Genomic DNA, 15,723 nt, shown 5'->3' with positions numbered 1-15,723 from the left:
CGAACCTTTGGCAAAGCCAAAGGTTGCGGCCCGCAGAATCCAGGCGCGGACAAGCCGCACACCAGAACATTCAAGAGGGAAAGAAAGAATGAAAACCATCGGAACTCCAGGACGCTGGCCCGCCACTATGGCTGCGCTGTGCGGCACCCTGGCGCTGCTTGCCGGCTGCGCCACCGGCCCGACGCACCCCGCGCTCGTTGCCGCGCGGCAGGACAACACGCTCCCGCCTCTCGTGCCGATGCGGCGCTTCGTGGCGAACATCGACGCGGTCAATGGCCACGTGCTCTCGCCGGATGGCCAGCAGCTCGTCTGGGTGCAGGCGGTCGGCACCGATGTCGGCCTTGGCGTGCGCAAGACAGCCGATGCCGCCGAGGTCAACAGCGCCAGCACCCGCACCTTCGCGACCGGCACGCTCGCGCGGCCCTTCGTGTCCGGGCCCACCTACCTGTGGCTGCCCGACAGCCGCCACCTCGCTTACCTGAAGGATTTCACGGGCGACGAGAACACGCAGATCTTCGTGCTCGACACCGAAGCGCCGGGCGCCAAGCCCTGGGCCGTCACGCCATGGCCCGGCGTGCGCTCGGCCATGCTGGGATGGGGCGCGCCCGGCAGCGCCACCTTCTTCTTCGCGAACAACCAGCGGGACCGCTCCAGCATGGACCTGTTCGAAGGCGATGCCCGCACGCGTACCGTGCGCGAAATTGCGCGCAGCGAGCCCGACAGCCGCGTGCTCGCCTGGTTCATCGATACCCGGCGTGAACTCGCGGGCCGCATGCGCCAGCTCGGCAGCGTCGACGGCTCCGACTCGCAGCTGGAGCTGCGCCAACCCGACGGCAGCTGGCGCGCCTTCAAGACGGTGAAGGCCTTCAACTCCTTCTGGCCCCAGCGCATCGACCGCGAGGCGGGGCGGCTCTGGGCATTGACCAATGCGGAGCGCGACAAGGTCGTGCTGGTCGAGGCCGATCTGGCCACCGGCGCGGAGAAGCTGGTGGCGGAAGATGCGGCCGTCGACCTCGACTACGGCGTGTTCCCGCCGCAGCAGGGGGCGCCGCTGGCCTACGTCTCCGAACCTGGCCGCCCTCGCATCGCCTACCTCGACACCGCGCTGGGCGGCGAAGTGGCCGGCGCCGTGAAAGTGGCCAGGGAACGCGGCTGGCTGAATGCCGAGCCCGTCATCACGCGGCCCGCGAGCATGACCACCGACCAGCGCCGCATGGTGCTGCGCTCGACCACCGAAAACGAAAGCGTGGAGCTGCTGCTCGACCGCAACAGCGGCCAGGTTGCGCGGCTCACCCCGCCGCGTGAGCCGACCGCCGACCTCTTTTCGCCGATGGAACCCTATTCCTTCAAGGCGTCCGATGGCTTGGTGGTCCATGGTTACCTCGTGCGGCCGCGCGGGGTGCAAGGGCCGGCGCCGCTGGTGGTCAACATTCATGGCGGCCCCTGGGTTCGAGACTCATGGCAGTCCGCCAGCTTCACGCCAACGCAGATGCTGGCGAACCGGGGCTACGCGGTGCTCCAGGTGAACTACCGAGGCTCCGGCGGCTACGGACGTGCCTTCATGATGGCCGGCGCACGAGAGACCAGCGGACGGCTGCAGCGCGACATCGCAGAGGCCGTGCAATGGGCCATCGACCAGGGCGTGGCCGACCCGAAACGCATGGCCGTGCTCGGCGGCAGCTTCGGCGGTTTCTCGGTGCTCGCCCAGCTCATTCAGAAGCCGCACGACTACCGCTGCGGCGTCGACCTGGTGGGCGTTGCCAACTGGCCCCGCGTGATCGAGAACTGGCCGCCCTTCTGGCGCAACCGCCATTACTTCGCAGCATTCTTCGGCGACGTGAACAAGCCGGAAGAACGCGCGCGCATGCTGCAGGATTCGCCCATCTCGCAGATCGACCGCATCACCGCGCCGCTGCTCGTGATTCATGGCGCCAACGACGTGCGCGTGCTGCGGGAGGACTCGGACGAGGTCGTGGCCACGCTCCAGAAGCTCGGCCGGCCCGTCGAGTACATGAGCTTTCCCGACGAAGGCCACAGCGTGCGCAAGTGGCGCAACCGGCTCGCGCAATGGCGAAAGATCGAAGACACCCTGGCGGTGTGTCTCGGCGGGCGCAGCAACGGGTTCGACTTCTACGAGCTGATGCCCCGGTCATAGCCGCCGGACGATGGGCCGGCACGGCTTTGTCAGCCGTCGCTCTTGCGCTCCTTCGCGGGCCCGCCGCCAATCATGAGCCAGGCGCTCAACGCGCTGAGCACGGCCAACCCGGCGCTCAGCAGCATCACCCATCGAAAGCCGGCCACGAAAGATTCGGCCACGGCGCGCTTGACGGCCGAAGCCGTTGCGGCATCGACGCCCGGCGGCAGCGCGGCGCCGGCCAGCTTGCTGCGCTCGCCTTCGAGAAACGCCGACACTTCCGCCGAAGCTCCCATGCCGCGCAGGCTCTCGGCCAACGCGCCATCGAAGGCCCACGCCATGACCACGCCGAACACCGCAATCGCCAGCACGGCGGCCGCGCGCGACACCGCATTGTTGACGCCCGACGCCACGCCGGCCTGCTCCGGCCCGACCGCGTTCATCACGGTGGTGGTGAGCGGCGCCACGGTCACGGTCATGCCGAAGCCCAGCACCACCACGGCGGGAAAGAAGCCGCGCCAGTAGCTCGCTTCCACGCCGGGCACCGCGAACAAGGCAAAGCCCACGGCGGCCATCGCGGGACCGATCACCAGCGGCAGCCGCGGGCCGAAGCGGTCGACCAGTTGGCCGGCCCAGCCCGAGAGCGCGAACATGATGAAGATGAACGGCAGCAGCGCCGCGCCCGCCACGGTGGCCGAGTAGCCCTGCACCTGGATCAGGTTGAGCGGGAAGAAATACAGCCCGCCGCCGAGCGCCGCATACAGCAGCAAGGTCAGCAGGTTGGCGCCGCTGAAGTTGCCGATGCGCAGCAGCGCCAGCGGCAGCATCGGCGTGCGCGCCTTGCGCTCCACGGCAATGAAGCCTGCGCTGGCCGCGATGCCGATGGCCATGGCGGCCAGAACCGCGGGCGAATTCCAGTGCTGCGTCGGTGCCTCGATGAAGGCGTAGACGATGCCGCCAAGGCCGGCGGTTGCCAGCAGCGCGCCGAAGAAGTCGAGCCCGCCGCTGGCCGACGAGCCGCGGCTTTCAGGCACGTGCCGCCACACGATCCACAACACCAGCAGCGCCATCGGCACGTTGATGAGAAAGGCCCAGGCCCATGAGAAATGATCGACCAGAAAACCGCCGAGCACCGGCCCCGCGGCCGCCGTGATGCCGCTGAAGCCCGACCAGATGCCGATGGCCTTGCCGCGCTCTTTCTCGGGAAACGACGCGCTGATGAGCGCCAGGCTGCCGGGCACCAGCAACGCGGCGCCGACGCCCTGCACCGCGCGTGCGGCAATCAGCTGCTGCACGTTGCCGGCAAGCCCGCAGGCCACCGAAGCGACGGCGAAGATGCCGACGCCGATCGCAAAGATGCGGCGCCGCCCGAAATGGTCGCCGAGCGCGCCGCCCACCAGCAGCAGCGCCGCCAGCAGCAAGGCATAGGACTCGACCACCCACTGCGCCTGGAACGCGGTGGCCCGCAGATCGGACTGAATGGCCGGCAGCGCGACGTTGACGACCGTGCCGTCGATGAAGGCCATGCTCGAGCCGACGATGGCGGCGGCCAGCACCCACGGTTTGGAGGCTTCGGGACAGGCGCCCTCTTGCGTCTTGGCGCCATGCAGGATCAGCGTGTTGTCGCAGGGTGCCTTGCCGATCTGTGCCATGGTGGTCTCCGATTATTCGATTCGGGTCTTGCTCCTTCCCCCTCCGGGGAAGGTTGGGATGGGGGCAGCCGCCAACTGAGGGAGAAAGAATCAGAGCGTGCACGCGGTCGCCGCGGGGTTCGCCCGCGCCGCGCTCACGCTGCGCGCAATCGCCGCGGCCGCGGCCGCGGTCACGCGCTGCGCGCCTTGCGCCACCGCGTCGATACCGCCCCCAACCGCTTCGCCAACATTCAGTTGGCACACCACCGTGCGGGCTTCATCGGAGCGACGCAGCGTCCAGTTGAAGCCCGCGTCCACGCGGCCGCCATCGACAGCGTCGAACTGGCGCACCTGCACTGCGATGCGCCACACGGGCTGCGATGTTTGCCGACCGCCCTTGGTGACGTCGAGCGCGCCGAGCCGCGCCGCGATGCCGCTGGCCAGCGCATCCTGCAATTCGTTTTCGAACGACGCGGCCCAGCGGTGCTGTTCGAGCACGTCGACCTGCACGCTGCCGGTTTGCCGGCCCACCACCATCTGCGGCCGCGCGAGCCGTTCGGGCACGGCCACCGGCGCGAGCTCGATGTGGAGCGGCGCGGCGGTGCCGAGGGTCGATGGCGCGGCGTCCGCGGCTGCCACCGGGCTTGCCAGCGTGTAGTAGTTGTCGGGCTTGCTCGCGCAGCCTGCAAGCACCATCAGCCCGGCGGCCACTGCGGCGGCAGCGAGCGGGAACGCTTGTTGTTGTTTCTTCTTCATTTCTTGTCGTCCGGTTTGCCGCGCAGCAGCGACTCGGGGTGCCGCTCGAGGTAGTCGGTCAGCACGCGCACCGAGCCCGCGGCGCGGGTCAGTTCGCGCAGCGTCTGGCGCATGTCCTGCTGCAGCGGCGAATCGTCGGCCAGCGTGCGCTCGGCGTTGTTGACCGTCTTGCGCACGTCCTTCATGGCGGCCGCGAGCTCGGGCGTCACGTCGGTGTTGATGCGGGTCACCGCCTGCTCGGTGCTGGCGAGCGTCTTGTTGAGCGCGGTGAGCGTGGTGCGCAGGTCTGCCGCAATCTGCTCGTAGGGCACCTTGTTGAGCTTGCTTGCAATTTCCTGCACCTGCGACTGGATCTCGTCGAGGCTGTTGGCCACGGTAGGCAGCTCGATCGGGTTTTTCGCCACGTCGATCTTGACGGGCGGCGCCTTCGGGAAGAAGTCGAGCGCCACGTACACCTGCCCCGTCAGCAGGTTGCCGCTGCGCAGCTGGGCGCGCAAGCCTTTCTCGGTCAGGAAGCGCAAGCGCTCCTGCTGCGTGGCGCGCGATTCGACGCCGGTTTCGCCGGCGCGGCGGCGCAGCCGGTCGGGGTAGACCTGCACCAGCACGGGCATGCGGAACTCGCGCTCGGCGCGGTCGAACTCCACGCCGATGGACTTGACCTCGCCGATCACCACGCCGCGGAAGTCGACCGGCGCGCCCGGCGTGAGGCCGCGCAGCGACTGGTTGAAATACATCAGCAGCGTTTGCGGCGGGCCGTCGGGTTCCTTCATGGCCGTGGTTTCGTCTTCGGCCAGCGTGAACGCCGTGTTCTCCTTGGCCAGAGGCCCCATGGCATCGTCCGGTGCCTTGAAGGCGATGCCGCCGAGCAGGATGGTGGCGAGCGACTGCGTGCGCAGCGTGAACCCGCTGGCGCTCAGTTGGGCGTCGATGCCGCTGGCCTGCCAGAACCGCGTGTTGACGCCCACGAACTTGTCGTACGGCGCGTTGACGAAAATGCGCATCGTCACGCCGCGGCCGTCGCCGTCCAGTTCGTAGGCCGCCACCTGTCCCACCTTGATGCGCCGGAAGTACACCGGCGAGCCCACGTCGAGCGAGCCGACGTCGGTGGCGCGCAGCAAAAACTGCTGGCCCGAGGCATCGCGCGTGACGATGGGCGGCACCTCCAGCCCCTTGAACTCGCTCGCGGTTTCCGTCGACACGCCCGCATCGGCGCCGATGTAGGCACCCGACAGCAAGGTGCCCAGGCCTGAGATGCCCGAGGTGTCGAGCCGCGGCCGCACCACCCAGAAGCGCGAGTCTTCGGCGGTGAAGCTCTTGGCCTCGTTGCTGAGCTGCACCGTCACCCGCACGTGCGACCGGTCGCGCGCCAGCCGCAGGCTCTGCACGGTACCGATCTGCACGTCCTTGTACTTGACGGCCGTCTTGTTGGCCTCCAGGCCCTCGGCGGTATTGAAGGTCAGCACGATCTCGGGCCCGCGCTCCATCAGGATCTTGACCACCAGCATCACGCCGACCAGCGCGGCGACGATGGGAATCAGCCAGATCAGCGAAGGCAGCCATTCGCGCCGGCGCACCACGCGCGGCGGAGGCAAGCCCGGCGGGGCCTGGTTGTCGTTCGGTTTGAGGTCTTCATCACTCATGCTGGCTTTTCTTCCCTGTTGTCACGTGCCGGTTCGTTGCGTTCCCGTTCGGCTTCCTGCTGCTGCCTGCTGTCCCATGTGAGCCTGGGGTCGAAGCTCAGCGAGGCCAGCATGGTCAGCACCACCACCGAGCCGAACGCCGCAATGCCCACGCCCGCGTTGATGACCGCAAAGCCCTGGATCTGAACCAGCCCGGTGAGGAGCGACACCACGAACACGTCGAGCATCGACCAGCGGCCGATGATCTCGACGATGTGATAGAGCCTCGCCCGCTCGGGCCGTCGCCAGCCGCTGCCGCGCTGCGCCAGCAGGGCGAGCAGGATCAGCACCGTGAGCTTGAAGAGCGGCACCAGAAAGCTGGCAATGAAGATGATGGCCGCGAGCCCATAGGCGCCCGACACCCAGAAATAGATCACGCCACTCAGGATGGTGTCGTATTGCGCCCCGAACAGCGTGCGCGTGATCATCACCGGCAGCAGGTTGGCCGGTATGTACATGATGCAGGCCGCAATCAGGAAGGCCCAGGTGCGGTTCAGGCTGTAGGGCTTGCGCGTGTACAGGTGCGTGCCGCAGCGGCCGCAGGGTTCGCCCTCGGCGGCATCGCGCCAGACGGCATCGCAATGCGGGCAGGCCAGCAGCCCGAGCGAGGCGGCTGTCGCGGCCGGGGTCTCGTCTTCGTCGTCTTCGAGGTGGCGGAAGGGGCCGTTCACGCCGGCTCCTGCTCGGGCTCGCCGGGCGGGCGAAAGGTCATTTCCCAGAAGGCGTTGGGATTGAACGAGAGCACGGCGGTGAGCATGACCGTGAGCGCCATGAAGGCCCAGAGCGCCGGCCCGGCCACCACGGTGGCCATGCTCGATAGCTTGACGATCGCCACCAGCACGCCGAGCAGGAACACCTCGACCATTCCCCAGGGCCGCAGCATCTGCATCGCGCGCACCAGAATGGCAAAGCCGGGCGGCCTGTGCTCGCGCCTGAGCGGCACCAGCAGATAGGCCAGGATGCACAGCTGCAGCAAAGGAAAAAGAAGCGTCGTCGCCAGCACCAGCAACGCCACCGGCGACATGCCTTCGGTGCTCAGCACCAGCACGGCGCCGGCCAGCGTGGTCTGGCTGCGCAGGCCCTTGATCTCGATCTCGACGATCGGAAACAGGTTGGCAATGGCGAACATGATCAGCGACGCCACCGTGAGCGGCAGGATGCGGCGCTGCTGGTCGCCCGGGTGGCGGTACAGCTCGGTGCCGCAACGGGCGCAGCGCGATACCTCTCGCGGCTTCAGGGGCGCGCGGCTGAAGACCGCATCGCAGCCCGGGCACACCACGGTTTCAGGTACTTCCGTCATAGGGCCGTACCCTAACCTATTCAGCCGTGGTGCCCTGTCGTCTTCAGCCGCAGGCTGCTGAAGACCGCCGCGACGCCGGCGCAACAGGCGGCCAGCACCAGCGCCACCACCGGCCCGTGGCCGCCGTGCGGGCTCCAGACGCTGAACACGCCCGCCAACACCACGGCGCCGAGCGTCTGGCCTGTGAGCCGCGCCGTCCCGAGCATGCCGCTGGCTGCGCCGCTGCGGTGGGCCGGCGGCGCGGTCACGATGGTGTGGTTGTTCGGCGACTGGAACAGCCCGAAGCCCAGGCCGCACAGCGCCATGCGCCAGGCAATGTCGGCATTGGCCGGATGCTCCGGCAGCAAAGCCAGCAGGGCCAACCCGATGGCGAGCAGGCCCAGCCCGATGCCGCCCAAGAGCCCGTCGGGGTAGCGCCCGATGAGCCGGCCCGCGATGGGCGCCATGACCACGATGGCCAACGGCCAGGCGGTGATGAGCAAGCCCGCTTCGATGTGGCTGCGGCCGTACACGTCGAGCAGCAGGAACGGCAGCCCGATGTAGGCCAGCATCTGGGCGCAGAACGCAGCCACCGATGTGCCCATGGAGAGCGCGAACACCGGAATGCGCAGCAGGTCGATCGGAAAGAGCGGCACCGCCAGCTTGCGCTGCCGCCGGATGTAGACGAAGCCCACCGCCAGCCCGGCCAGCAGGATGAGCCAGGCGGTCGATTGCGAACCACCACCGGCCGCACTCCCCTCGCGCACGCCCAGGCGGTCGACGCCCAGGAACACCAGCGAGAACATCAGCACGTTCAGCGCCACGTCGATGGGCGAAAAGCGCAACCCCGCCGCCGGCGCCACGCGGTTGAACGGCAGCGCCTTCATGCCCAGCGTGAAGACGAGCAGCCCGAGCGGCACGTTGATGGCGAACAGCCACGGCCACGATGCCACCGACAGGATGGCCGCGGCCACCGAAGGCCCCGCCACCGACGACGTGGCCACCACCATCGAGTTGATGGCCATGCCGCGGCCCAGCAACGCCGAGGGAAAGGTCAGCCGCACCAGCGCCGCATTCACGCTCATGATGCCGGCCGCGCCCAGGCCCTGGAACGCGCGCGCGGCGATCAGGGTGGCCAGCGAATCGGCAAAAGTGGCGCCGATGGAAGACACGGTGAACACCGCCATGCCCACCAGGTAGACGCGCCGGTAGCCGACCAGGTCGCCGAGCGATGCGAGCGGCAGCAGCATGACCAGCGTGGCGATCTGGTAGGCGTTGACCACCCAGATGGCGTGCGACGGACTGGCCTGCAGTTCGCGCGCGATGCCCGGCAGCGCGAGGTTGACGATGGTGCCGTCGAGCACGGCCACCATGATGCCGAGAATGATCACCAGCATCGCGCGCTGGCGCGCGGGCTGGTCCAGGCCGTCGATGGGCTGCGCGGGGTTGATGTCTTCGGACGCTCGGGCTTCGGCGCCTGCGCGTGTCGTGTTCAAGCCTCTTGCGCCTCTTGTGCCCTGCGGGTGGGTGCCGACCGCACGTGGCCCAGCGTGAGCCAGGTCAGCACCAGCGCGATCAGCGCGCCGCCGGCCATGCCGGTCACCATCGGCAGCGGGCGCCCGTCGCTGAACAGGCCCACCACGCCCATGGCCAGCGCGCCGGTCAGCATCTGCAGCGTGCCGAGCAATGCCGAGGCCGTGCCGGCAATGGCGCCGTGCATCTCCAGCGCCAGCACGCCGGTGGTCGGAATCACCAGGCCCATGAAACCCGAGGCGATGAAGTACAGCACGATCAGCACCCAGAGGCTGTCGCCGCCCGTGGCGAAGTACGCGAACATGGCCAGCATGGCCGCGCTCGAGGCCGCCACGCCGAACTTGACGAGGCCCACCAGCCCGAAGCGCTCGCCGAGCGAGCCCGTGAGCTGCGAGGCGCCGATGAAAGCCGCCGCGTTCACGCCGAAGGCCACGCTGTACAGCGTCGGCGACAGGCCGTAGTGGTCGATCATCACGAACGACGAATTCGCCAGGTAAGTGAAAAAGCCCGCCAGTGCGAAGCTGCCGATGAACACCAGCCCGAGATAGTGCCAGTCGCGCAGCAGCAGCCAGTACGCCGACAAGGCGCTGCCGAGGCTGCTTTCCACGCGCTCGGACGGAGGCCGCGTTTCCTGCAGCTGCGTGACCATCATCGCGAGGCCGGCCACGGCGGCGATGGTCACGGCCCAGAACACGCCGCGCCAGCCCGCCACCGCAATCACGGCGCTGCCCGCCAGCGGCGCGAGGATCGGCGACACGCTGAACACCAGCATCAGCAGCGACATGAGCCGCGCCGCATCGGTGCCGGTGTGCAGGTCGCGCACCACCGCGCGCGGAATCGCCATGCCGGCGGCCGCGCCCAGGCCTTGCACGAAGCGCAGCACGATCAGCGTCTGGATGTCGGTGGCCAGCGCGCAGCCCACGCTCGCGAGCGCGAACAGCGCCAGCCCGGCATAGAGCGGCGGCTTGCGCCCGACCATGTCCGAGATCGGTCCGTACAGCAGCTGGCCCGCGCCCAGCGAGAGAAAGAACGCCGTGAGGCTCATCTGCACCGCGCCGATGTCGGCCCGCAGCGTCTGGCCGATGGCCGGCAGCGCCGGCAGGTACATGTCGATGGCGAACGGGCCGATGGCGGAGAGCAGGCCCAGCAACAGGGCCATCTTGAAGAAGGGAGAAGAACGCATTCGACCGATTGTCGCCAAGCGCGGGCAACGATGCAGGCGTGGGGTCGGCATCGCGCCGTTGCTAATTCTGGACAAAGAGTACGAACTTGGTATTCACGTCCTTTGCATGCGCGCTGTCCGATATTCGCAAGACAGCAAACCGCAGCTACGCTATCGGCTTCCCGGAATTTTTACAACGATTCACAACAACAGTCTCCTGGAGGGAGTTACCCATGGCCGTCGCGCGCACGATCCACAAAGACCTTTTTCGCGTGTTTTTACTGACCCTGGTGTCGCTTTTCGCCATTCCGGCGGCGACGCTGGTTTTTACCGAATACGCGCTGCGTTCGCAGGACACCGAATTCCTGCAGGCAATCGAAGCCCGCATCGCATCCGACACCCGGCTGTCCGCGAGCGACAAGGCACAGACCGCCGAGTTCTATCGCAGCCACCCGCTGTCCAAGGCCTGCGATGCCACCGCACCCGAGGACAAGGACTTTCACGATCAGGTGTGCAGTCCTTATTCGATGCAATGGCAGTTCCATTGGGCCGACCGCGCAGCCCTCTGGACGCTGGCGCTCGGTGCAGCGCTGCTGGCAGCCGCCCTGGTGCTGGGCGCCCTCGCCTTCGCCAACCGCGGCTTGCGCTATGCCAGCTTCGTCGCGGGCTGGCGGCTCATGACGGTGTCGAGCGCGGTCGAGGTCGTGCTGCAGAGCGCGATGCTGGTGTGGCTGTCGTTCTGGCTCACTGCGTACTTCATGGAGCGCTATTACGTCAAGCTGATCGCCATCGCGGGCATTGCAGCGGCGGTGGCCGTGTTCTATGCGATCTACACGCTCTTCAAGAAGCTGCCTTCGGGCAACGAGATCGAGGGTGAAGTGGTGGCCGAGGCCGATGCGCCTCGCCTGTGGGACCGCATCCGCGAACTGGCCACGCGCGTGAAGACCGCGCCGCCCGACCAGATCGTGGCCGGCATCGACACCAACTTCTTCGTGACCGAGGCGCCCTGCGAAGTTCGCGGCCGCGCGCTGCACGGCCGCACGCTGTTCGTGAGCATTCCGCTGCTGCGCGTGCTCGACCAGACCGAAGCCGACGCGGTGCTCGCGCACGAGCTGGCCCACCTGGGCGGTGGCGACACCCGCAGCAGCGCCGCGCTCGGCCCCAAGCTGCTGCAGTTCGATCAGTACACCTGGGACATGCGCAGCGGCGGGCTGACCATCGTGGCGCACTTTCTGCTGCGCCTGTACCGCATGATCTTCTCGTTCGCCCTGGCGCGCGACAGCCGCGAACGCGAATTCATGGCCGACCGTGTTTCCGCCGGCCTCACGGCACCGAACGCCATCGTGCAATCGCTCATCAAGATTTCGGCCTACGCGAGCTATCGCAACGACGTCGAACGAAAGCTGTTCGAGCAGAACCGCCAGCATGACGGCGCGCTCGGCATTGCGGGCTTCGTGGCCGCCGGCCTGCCGCCGTATGCCGGCTCGGATGCGTTCATCGAGACGATGAAGACCGCCGACGTGCCGCATCCCTACGACACCCACCCGCCGCTCCTGGAACGCATGCGCAACGTCGGGCATCACGTGCCCGAAAGCGCTTACGGCGCCATTGTCTCGACCGCGCCGGAGGCCTCGTGGGCCGACGAGATCGAGACTGCGGCCGACATCGAGGCGCGGCTCTGGAGCGACTACGAGCAGCGCTTCGTCCAGAACCACGAACTGAGCCTTGCCTACCGCTACGAACCGGCCACGGAAGAAGAACGCGTCGTGGTGCTGCGCCACTTTCCGCCGGTCGAATTTGCGCTGAAGAACAACGAACGCGTGCAGGTGAGCCATGAGGGGCTGCACCAGAGCGTCGAGGGCGGCTCGACGATCGGATGGGACGAGGTCAAGGACCTGACCTTCCAGGACAACACCTTCGGCGACGTGCTGATCGTCACGCACCACGACAAGGGCATGCTGGGCGCGCGCACCACCAAGGTGAAGGTGGGCGGCCTCGGCAAGCAGAAGGAGAACTTCAAGGGTGTGGTCGGGCGCTACTGGCAGCGGCACCAGATCATGAGGGCGCAGCAGCAAGAGCCGCAAGAACAGGCGTCATAGCCGCGCCCGGCCAAAATGAATTCGAGCGCCGAGACGCAACTGGCTCAGAGGCTGGTTGCCATCGTCCACGCATCCGACGCGTTGATGGAGGCGCTGCGAACCGTCCGCTCGCTCGGACTCCCCTCCTGGTGCATCGGCGCCGGCGCCGTCCGGTCATTGGTATGGGATGTCCTGCATGGCTTCGACCAGCGTTCGCCGGTGGAAGACATGGACGTCGTCTACTTCGACGCGAAGGCGGCGCCAACGCAGGATGCCGAGCTCGAGGGCCGGCTTCATGCGGCCATGCCCCACCTTCGCTGGGAGGTCACGAACCAGGCGGGCGTGCATCGCTGGTTCGCCGCCGCGCTGGGCCAGGTGGTGCCGCCTCTCGCATCGCTCTCGAAGAAGGTGTCGCGACATGGCCGGAATTTGCGACCTGCGTCGGCGTGTACCTGAACGAGAACGGTTCGGTGGGCGTCGTCGCACCGCATGGACTCGGCGACCTGTTCGAATTGCGTGTTCGGCACAACCCGCTCCGGGCCACCGCCGCGACCTACCTGCAGCGCGTCGAGTCGAAGCGATTCGGCGAGCGGTGGCCGCGGCTTTCGATCGGCATGGCCTGAACGCAGGGTCGGCTGCGAACGGCCGGTCCGGGACCGCCGTTTTCTCCTTCCCGGTTCAGGGCGGCTTTCTCAGCCGCGCGCCTGGATCATCTTCCATCCGTTCCCCGACGGGTCGCGAAAGCCGGCATCCACGGTGCCGTAGCGATCCACCGGCTCCTGCGTGAACTCCACTCCCAGGCCCAGCATCCGGTCGAAGGCAGCGCGGCAGTTGTCCACCGTCAGCACGAGCGGGGGCATGGCACCCTTGGCCACCAACTCGCGCACCGTCTGTGCCGTCGCGGCATCGAGCACCGGCGGCCCGGGCCTGAACAGGCCGAGCTGGAACAACGGCTGTTCGGGGTGCTGCACCGTGAGCCATCGATAGTCGCCGTTTCCCACGTCGGTGTGCACGCGGAAACCGAGCTTCTCCACATAAAACGCAAGCGCCTCGTCTTGATCGCGCACGTACAAACCGACGACTTCAATCCCTGGCTTCATGGACTCTCCTGTTGTTGAGGCTCGTTTGTACCGTCCGCCGTTCGGCGCCGCTTCTCCGAAACTGCGGTCGTGAGGTCGGGCCGCTGCGCTGCACTGGCGATGCACAGCGGCACGCGGCCGAGCTCGTGCGCGGTCGCCCTTCCGCGCGAGCGGATCGCGCTGGGGCTGTCGCCGGTGACGTCGCGGAACGTGCGCCCGAAGGTGCCCAGGCTCGCCCAGCCCGTGTCGAAGGCGATGTCGGTGATGGGCCGATCGGTTTCGCGCAGCAGCGCCATCGCCCGCTCGATGCGCCGCGTGAGCAGGTACCGGTGCGGCGGGATGCCGAAAGCCTGCTTGAACGATCGCGCAAAGTGAGCCTCCGAGACGCCGCTCACCTGCGCCAGCCGGCCCACGGGCCACTCCTCGTGCGATGCGGCGTCCATCCGGTCTTTTGCGCGCAGCAGCCGACGCAGCAGCGCCGGGTCCTGGCTTGCGGGAGGCTCGCTCATGCCGCTGTCGGCTGCACGTTGAAAAGTGGTTTCCTTTGCTTCCGACATCTCAGTACAGCGTCGCCCGCTGCCTCGCCGGCAGTTCCCGGTCATACGCCGCGCCATCGAAGGCCGCATCGGTGAGCGCGGAAAGAATGGCCCCGGCCGTCGGCACTTCGGGCTTGGCATTCGCCGCCCGCGGGGTCCAGAGCTTCGATCGCTGGATCGCGCGGGCGCACTGGAAGTACACCGACTCGACCCGGATCTCGATCACGCACTGCGGCGGCTTGCCCTCGACCGCGAAGCGTGCCATGAGGTCCGGGGCGACCGTGATGCGCGCCCTTCCGTTCACGCGCAATGTCTCGCCCACCCCAGGTATCAGGAACAGCAGCGCCACGCGCGGATCGGCCACGATGTTGCGCAAGCTGTCGATGCGGTTGTTGCCGCGCCGTTCGGGCAGCAGCAGCGTCTTCTCGTCCTGCACCGCGACGAAACCCGGCGGGTCGCCGCGCGGCGATGCGTCGAGGCCGCCCGGTCCCGTGGTGGCGAGCACCGCAAGCGGCGACGCGGCAATCAGCGCTTGGTAGCTCGGGTGCAGGTACGGCACTTCCTTCTTGAGCGAAGCTTCGCCGGGCTGGCCGAACAGCGCTTCGAGCTGCTCGACGGTGTCGATGGCATGGGTCACGGGGTCGCTCCTTGTTTTTTGTCTACCGGGGCTGACGGGTTTTTACCGCACGCCAGCGCCGCCGCGGCCAGCAGCAGCGCGCAACTGCCGTAGAGCCACGACGATGCCACAACCGGCAACAGGAGCCCGGCCAGCAGCGGCCCGATGCCAGCGCCGATGTCGCGCCACACCGCACGCGCGGCCAGCGCATGCATGCGCTCCGGCCCCGGCGTGCGGCGCGCCACGATGGGCGGCAGCAAGGGCAGCTGCAAGGCGCGCAGCACCACGATCGATGCCGCGCAGCTCCATAGCCAGCCAAGGCCGAAGCCGGCCAGTGCAATCGCCGTCACGAGCGACAGGCTCACCAGCAGCCGCTCGGCACCGAAGCGCTCCGCCATGCGGCCGCCGACCGGGCTCAGCAGAATTTCCGCCAGGTAGCGCAGCGCCATCAGCGAACCGGCCATGACCACCGCGCCGCCCGGCATCAGGTCCTTGCCCAGATAGGACAGGCCGACGATGAAGAGCCCGTCGAGCGTCAGCCCTTCCATGAACGACCAGGCATCGAGGCTGTTGGGCCACTTGAAGCGCCGTGCCCGTTGTGGTCCGGTGCCATGCGGCACAGAAGGCAGCCGCCTCGCAGCAAGCACCGCCAACAGCGAGAACACGGCAAGAATGCCGAAGATGATGCGCGGGCCGGCCCACTGCGCCAGCAGCGCACCCAGCGGCAGCGCCAGCACCGGCCCCATCGCGATGAGCGCGCGCGAACGCCCGCTGCGGCGCGCCGCACCCAACTGCTCGGCGGTGGCCAGCGATTGCGTCGACAGATTGAGCGCGGCAAAACACAGGCCCCACACGAGCCGCAATGGAAGCAGCGCCCAGAAACCCGACAGCGTGGCGTAGCCGAGTCCGCAGAACGCAGCCGCGACGACCGCGATGCTGCATGTGAGCCGGTCGCCGTTGCGCGCATAGAAGCGCGCCACCGCGCCGTAGCCTGCAATGCGCACGAGCCGATTGGCCGCAAGCAGCATGCCGGCTTCCGCCAGCGTCACGCCGAACTGCCCGGCATACATCGGCAGCAGCAGGTAGAGCACCACGTCGGCGGGCAGCGAAAGCCCGAGCGCGATGGCCGCGTGGCGCGAGTTCAGGTCGATGGCAGTGGGAGCGGGAGCGGGGGTGGTGCGAAACATCGAGCGCGCATGGTGCGCCTTGGGGTGGCATGCCGACAAACGACATTAACGCC

At 68.0% G+C, this 15,723-nt stretch carries 15 protein-coding genes; 4 read left to right on the top strand and 11 right to left on the bottom strand.

Going from position 1 to position 15,723, the window contains the following annotated elements; genetic code table 11:
* The first annotated feature begins 88 nt into the window (after positions 1–88).
* Positions 89–2,155 carry a S9 family peptidase gene (locus QFZ42_RS10870; RefSeq protein ID WP_307700965.1) on the top strand — a complete coding sequence of 689 codons (2,067 nt, stop codon included), beginning with the start codon at positions 89–91 and terminating at the stop codon, positions 2,153–2,155.
* Positions 2,156–2,184: 29 nt separating this feature from the next.
* Here QFZ42_RS10870 and QFZ42_RS10865 read toward each other — a convergent pair whose 3' ends face one another.
* The 7 genes from QFZ42_RS10865 to QFZ42_RS10835 all read right to left on the bottom strand — a co-directional run bounded on the left by QFZ42_RS10865 (position 2,185) and on the right by QFZ42_RS10835 (position 10,195).
* Entirely contained in the window at positions 2,185–3,786 is a 1,602-nt protein-coding gene (locus QFZ42_RS10865) for an MFS transporter (protein ID WP_307700964.1), read from the bottom strand.
* A gap of 90 nt (positions 3,787–3,876) precedes the next feature.
* A complete protein-coding gene (locus QFZ42_RS10860) occupies positions 3,877–4,521 on the bottom strand; it encodes a PqiC family protein (protein WP_307700963.1) in 645 nt (214 codons plus the stop codon).
* Positions 4,518–6,161, bottom strand: a complete 1,644-nt coding sequence (locus QFZ42_RS10855) for a PqiB family protein (RefSeq protein ID WP_307700962.1) — start codon at positions 6,159–6,161, stop codon at positions 4,518–4,520. The genes QFZ42_RS10860 and QFZ42_RS10855 overlap by 4 nt, the downstream gene beginning before the upstream one ends.
* Complete coding sequence (locus tag QFZ42_RS10850; RefSeq protein ID WP_307700961.1) at positions 6,158–6,871, bottom strand: paraquat-inducible protein A; 714 nt, start codon at positions 6,869–6,871, stop codon at positions 6,158–6,160. Before QFZ42_RS10850 ends, QFZ42_RS10855 begins: the two co-directional genes overlap by 4 nt.
* Complete coding sequence (locus tag QFZ42_RS10845; protein WP_307700960.1) at positions 6,868–7,500, bottom strand: paraquat-inducible protein A; 633 nt, start codon at positions 7,498–7,500, stop codon at positions 6,868–6,870. The genes QFZ42_RS10850 and QFZ42_RS10845 overlap by 4 nt, the downstream gene beginning before the upstream one ends.
* A 20-nt stretch (positions 7,501–7,520) precedes the next feature.
* On the bottom strand, positions 7,521–8,876 hold the full coding sequence (locus tag QFZ42_RS10840; protein WP_373423385.1) for an MFS transporter: 1,356 nt from the start codon (positions 8,874–8,876) through the stop codon (positions 7,521–7,523).
* A gap of 95 nt (positions 8,877–8,971) precedes the next feature.
* On the bottom strand, positions 8,972–10,195 hold the full coding sequence (locus tag QFZ42_RS10835) for a multidrug effflux MFS transporter (protein ID WP_307700958.1): 1,224 nt from the start codon (positions 10,193–10,195) through the stop codon (positions 8,972–8,974).
* A 212-nt stretch (positions 10,196–10,407) separates the two neighbouring features.
* Here QFZ42_RS10835 and QFZ42_RS10830 point away from each other — a divergent pair, with 212 nt between their 5' ends.
* The 3 genes from QFZ42_RS10830 to QFZ42_RS10820 are packed head-to-tail and all read left to right on the top strand — an operon-like array spanning position 10,408 to position 12,875.
* On the top strand, positions 10,408–12,273 hold the full coding sequence (locus QFZ42_RS10830; RefSeq protein ID WP_307700957.1) for a M48 family metallopeptidase: 1,866 nt from the start codon (positions 10,408–10,410) through the stop codon (positions 12,271–12,273).
* A 15-nt stretch (positions 12,274–12,288) separates the two neighbouring features.
* Positions 12,289–12,708 (top strand): nucleotidyltransferase family protein, encoded by a 420-nt coding sequence (locus QFZ42_RS10825; protein WP_307700956.1) that lies wholly within the window; start codon positions 12,289–12,291, stop codon positions 12,706–12,708.
* A complete protein-coding gene (locus QFZ42_RS10820; RefSeq protein WP_307700955.1) occupies positions 12,699–12,875 on the top strand; it encodes a nucleotidyltransferase family protein in 177 nt (58 codons plus the stop codon). Before QFZ42_RS10825 ends, QFZ42_RS10820 begins: the two co-directional genes overlap by 10 nt.
* Before the next feature lie 69 nt (positions 12,876–12,944).
* On the opposite strand, the gene QFZ42_RS10815 is transcribed toward QFZ42_RS10820, so the two are convergent.
* Genes QFZ42_RS10815 through QFZ42_RS10800 form a run of 4 tightly spaced genes read right to left on the bottom strand, consistent with a single transcriptional unit; the run spans position 12,945 to position 15,670 of the window.
* Positions 12,945–13,352, bottom strand: coding sequence for a VOC family protein (locus QFZ42_RS10815; RefSeq protein WP_307700954.1), 408 nt, complete (start codon positions 13,350–13,352; stop codon positions 12,945–12,947).
* Positions 13,349–13,840 carry a helix-turn-helix domain-containing protein gene (locus QFZ42_RS10810; protein WP_307700953.1) on the bottom strand — a complete coding sequence of 164 codons (492 nt, stop codon included), beginning with the start codon at positions 13,838–13,840 and terminating at the stop codon, positions 13,349–13,351. Before QFZ42_RS10810 ends, QFZ42_RS10815 begins: the two co-directional genes overlap by 4 nt.
* Positions 13,841–13,889: 49 nt before the next feature.
* On the bottom strand, positions 13,890–14,504 hold the full coding sequence (locus QFZ42_RS10805; protein WP_307700952.1) for a pyridoxamine 5'-phosphate oxidase family protein: 615 nt from the start codon (positions 14,502–14,504) through the stop codon (positions 13,890–13,892).
* Complete coding sequence (locus QFZ42_RS10800; protein ID WP_307700951.1) at positions 14,501–15,670, bottom strand: MFS transporter; 1,170 nt, start codon at positions 15,668–15,670, stop codon at positions 14,501–14,503. The genes QFZ42_RS10805 and QFZ42_RS10800 overlap by 4 nt, the downstream gene beginning before the upstream one ends.
* Positions 15,671–15,723 lie beyond the last annotated feature (53 nt).

The organism is Variovorax paradoxus, assembly GCF_030815855.1.
Lineage (GTDB): Bacteria > Pseudomonadota > Gammaproteobacteria > Burkholderiales > Burkholderiaceae_C > Variovorax > Variovorax paradoxus_M.
This window is presented reverse-complemented; position numbering and strand designations above follow the sequence as displayed.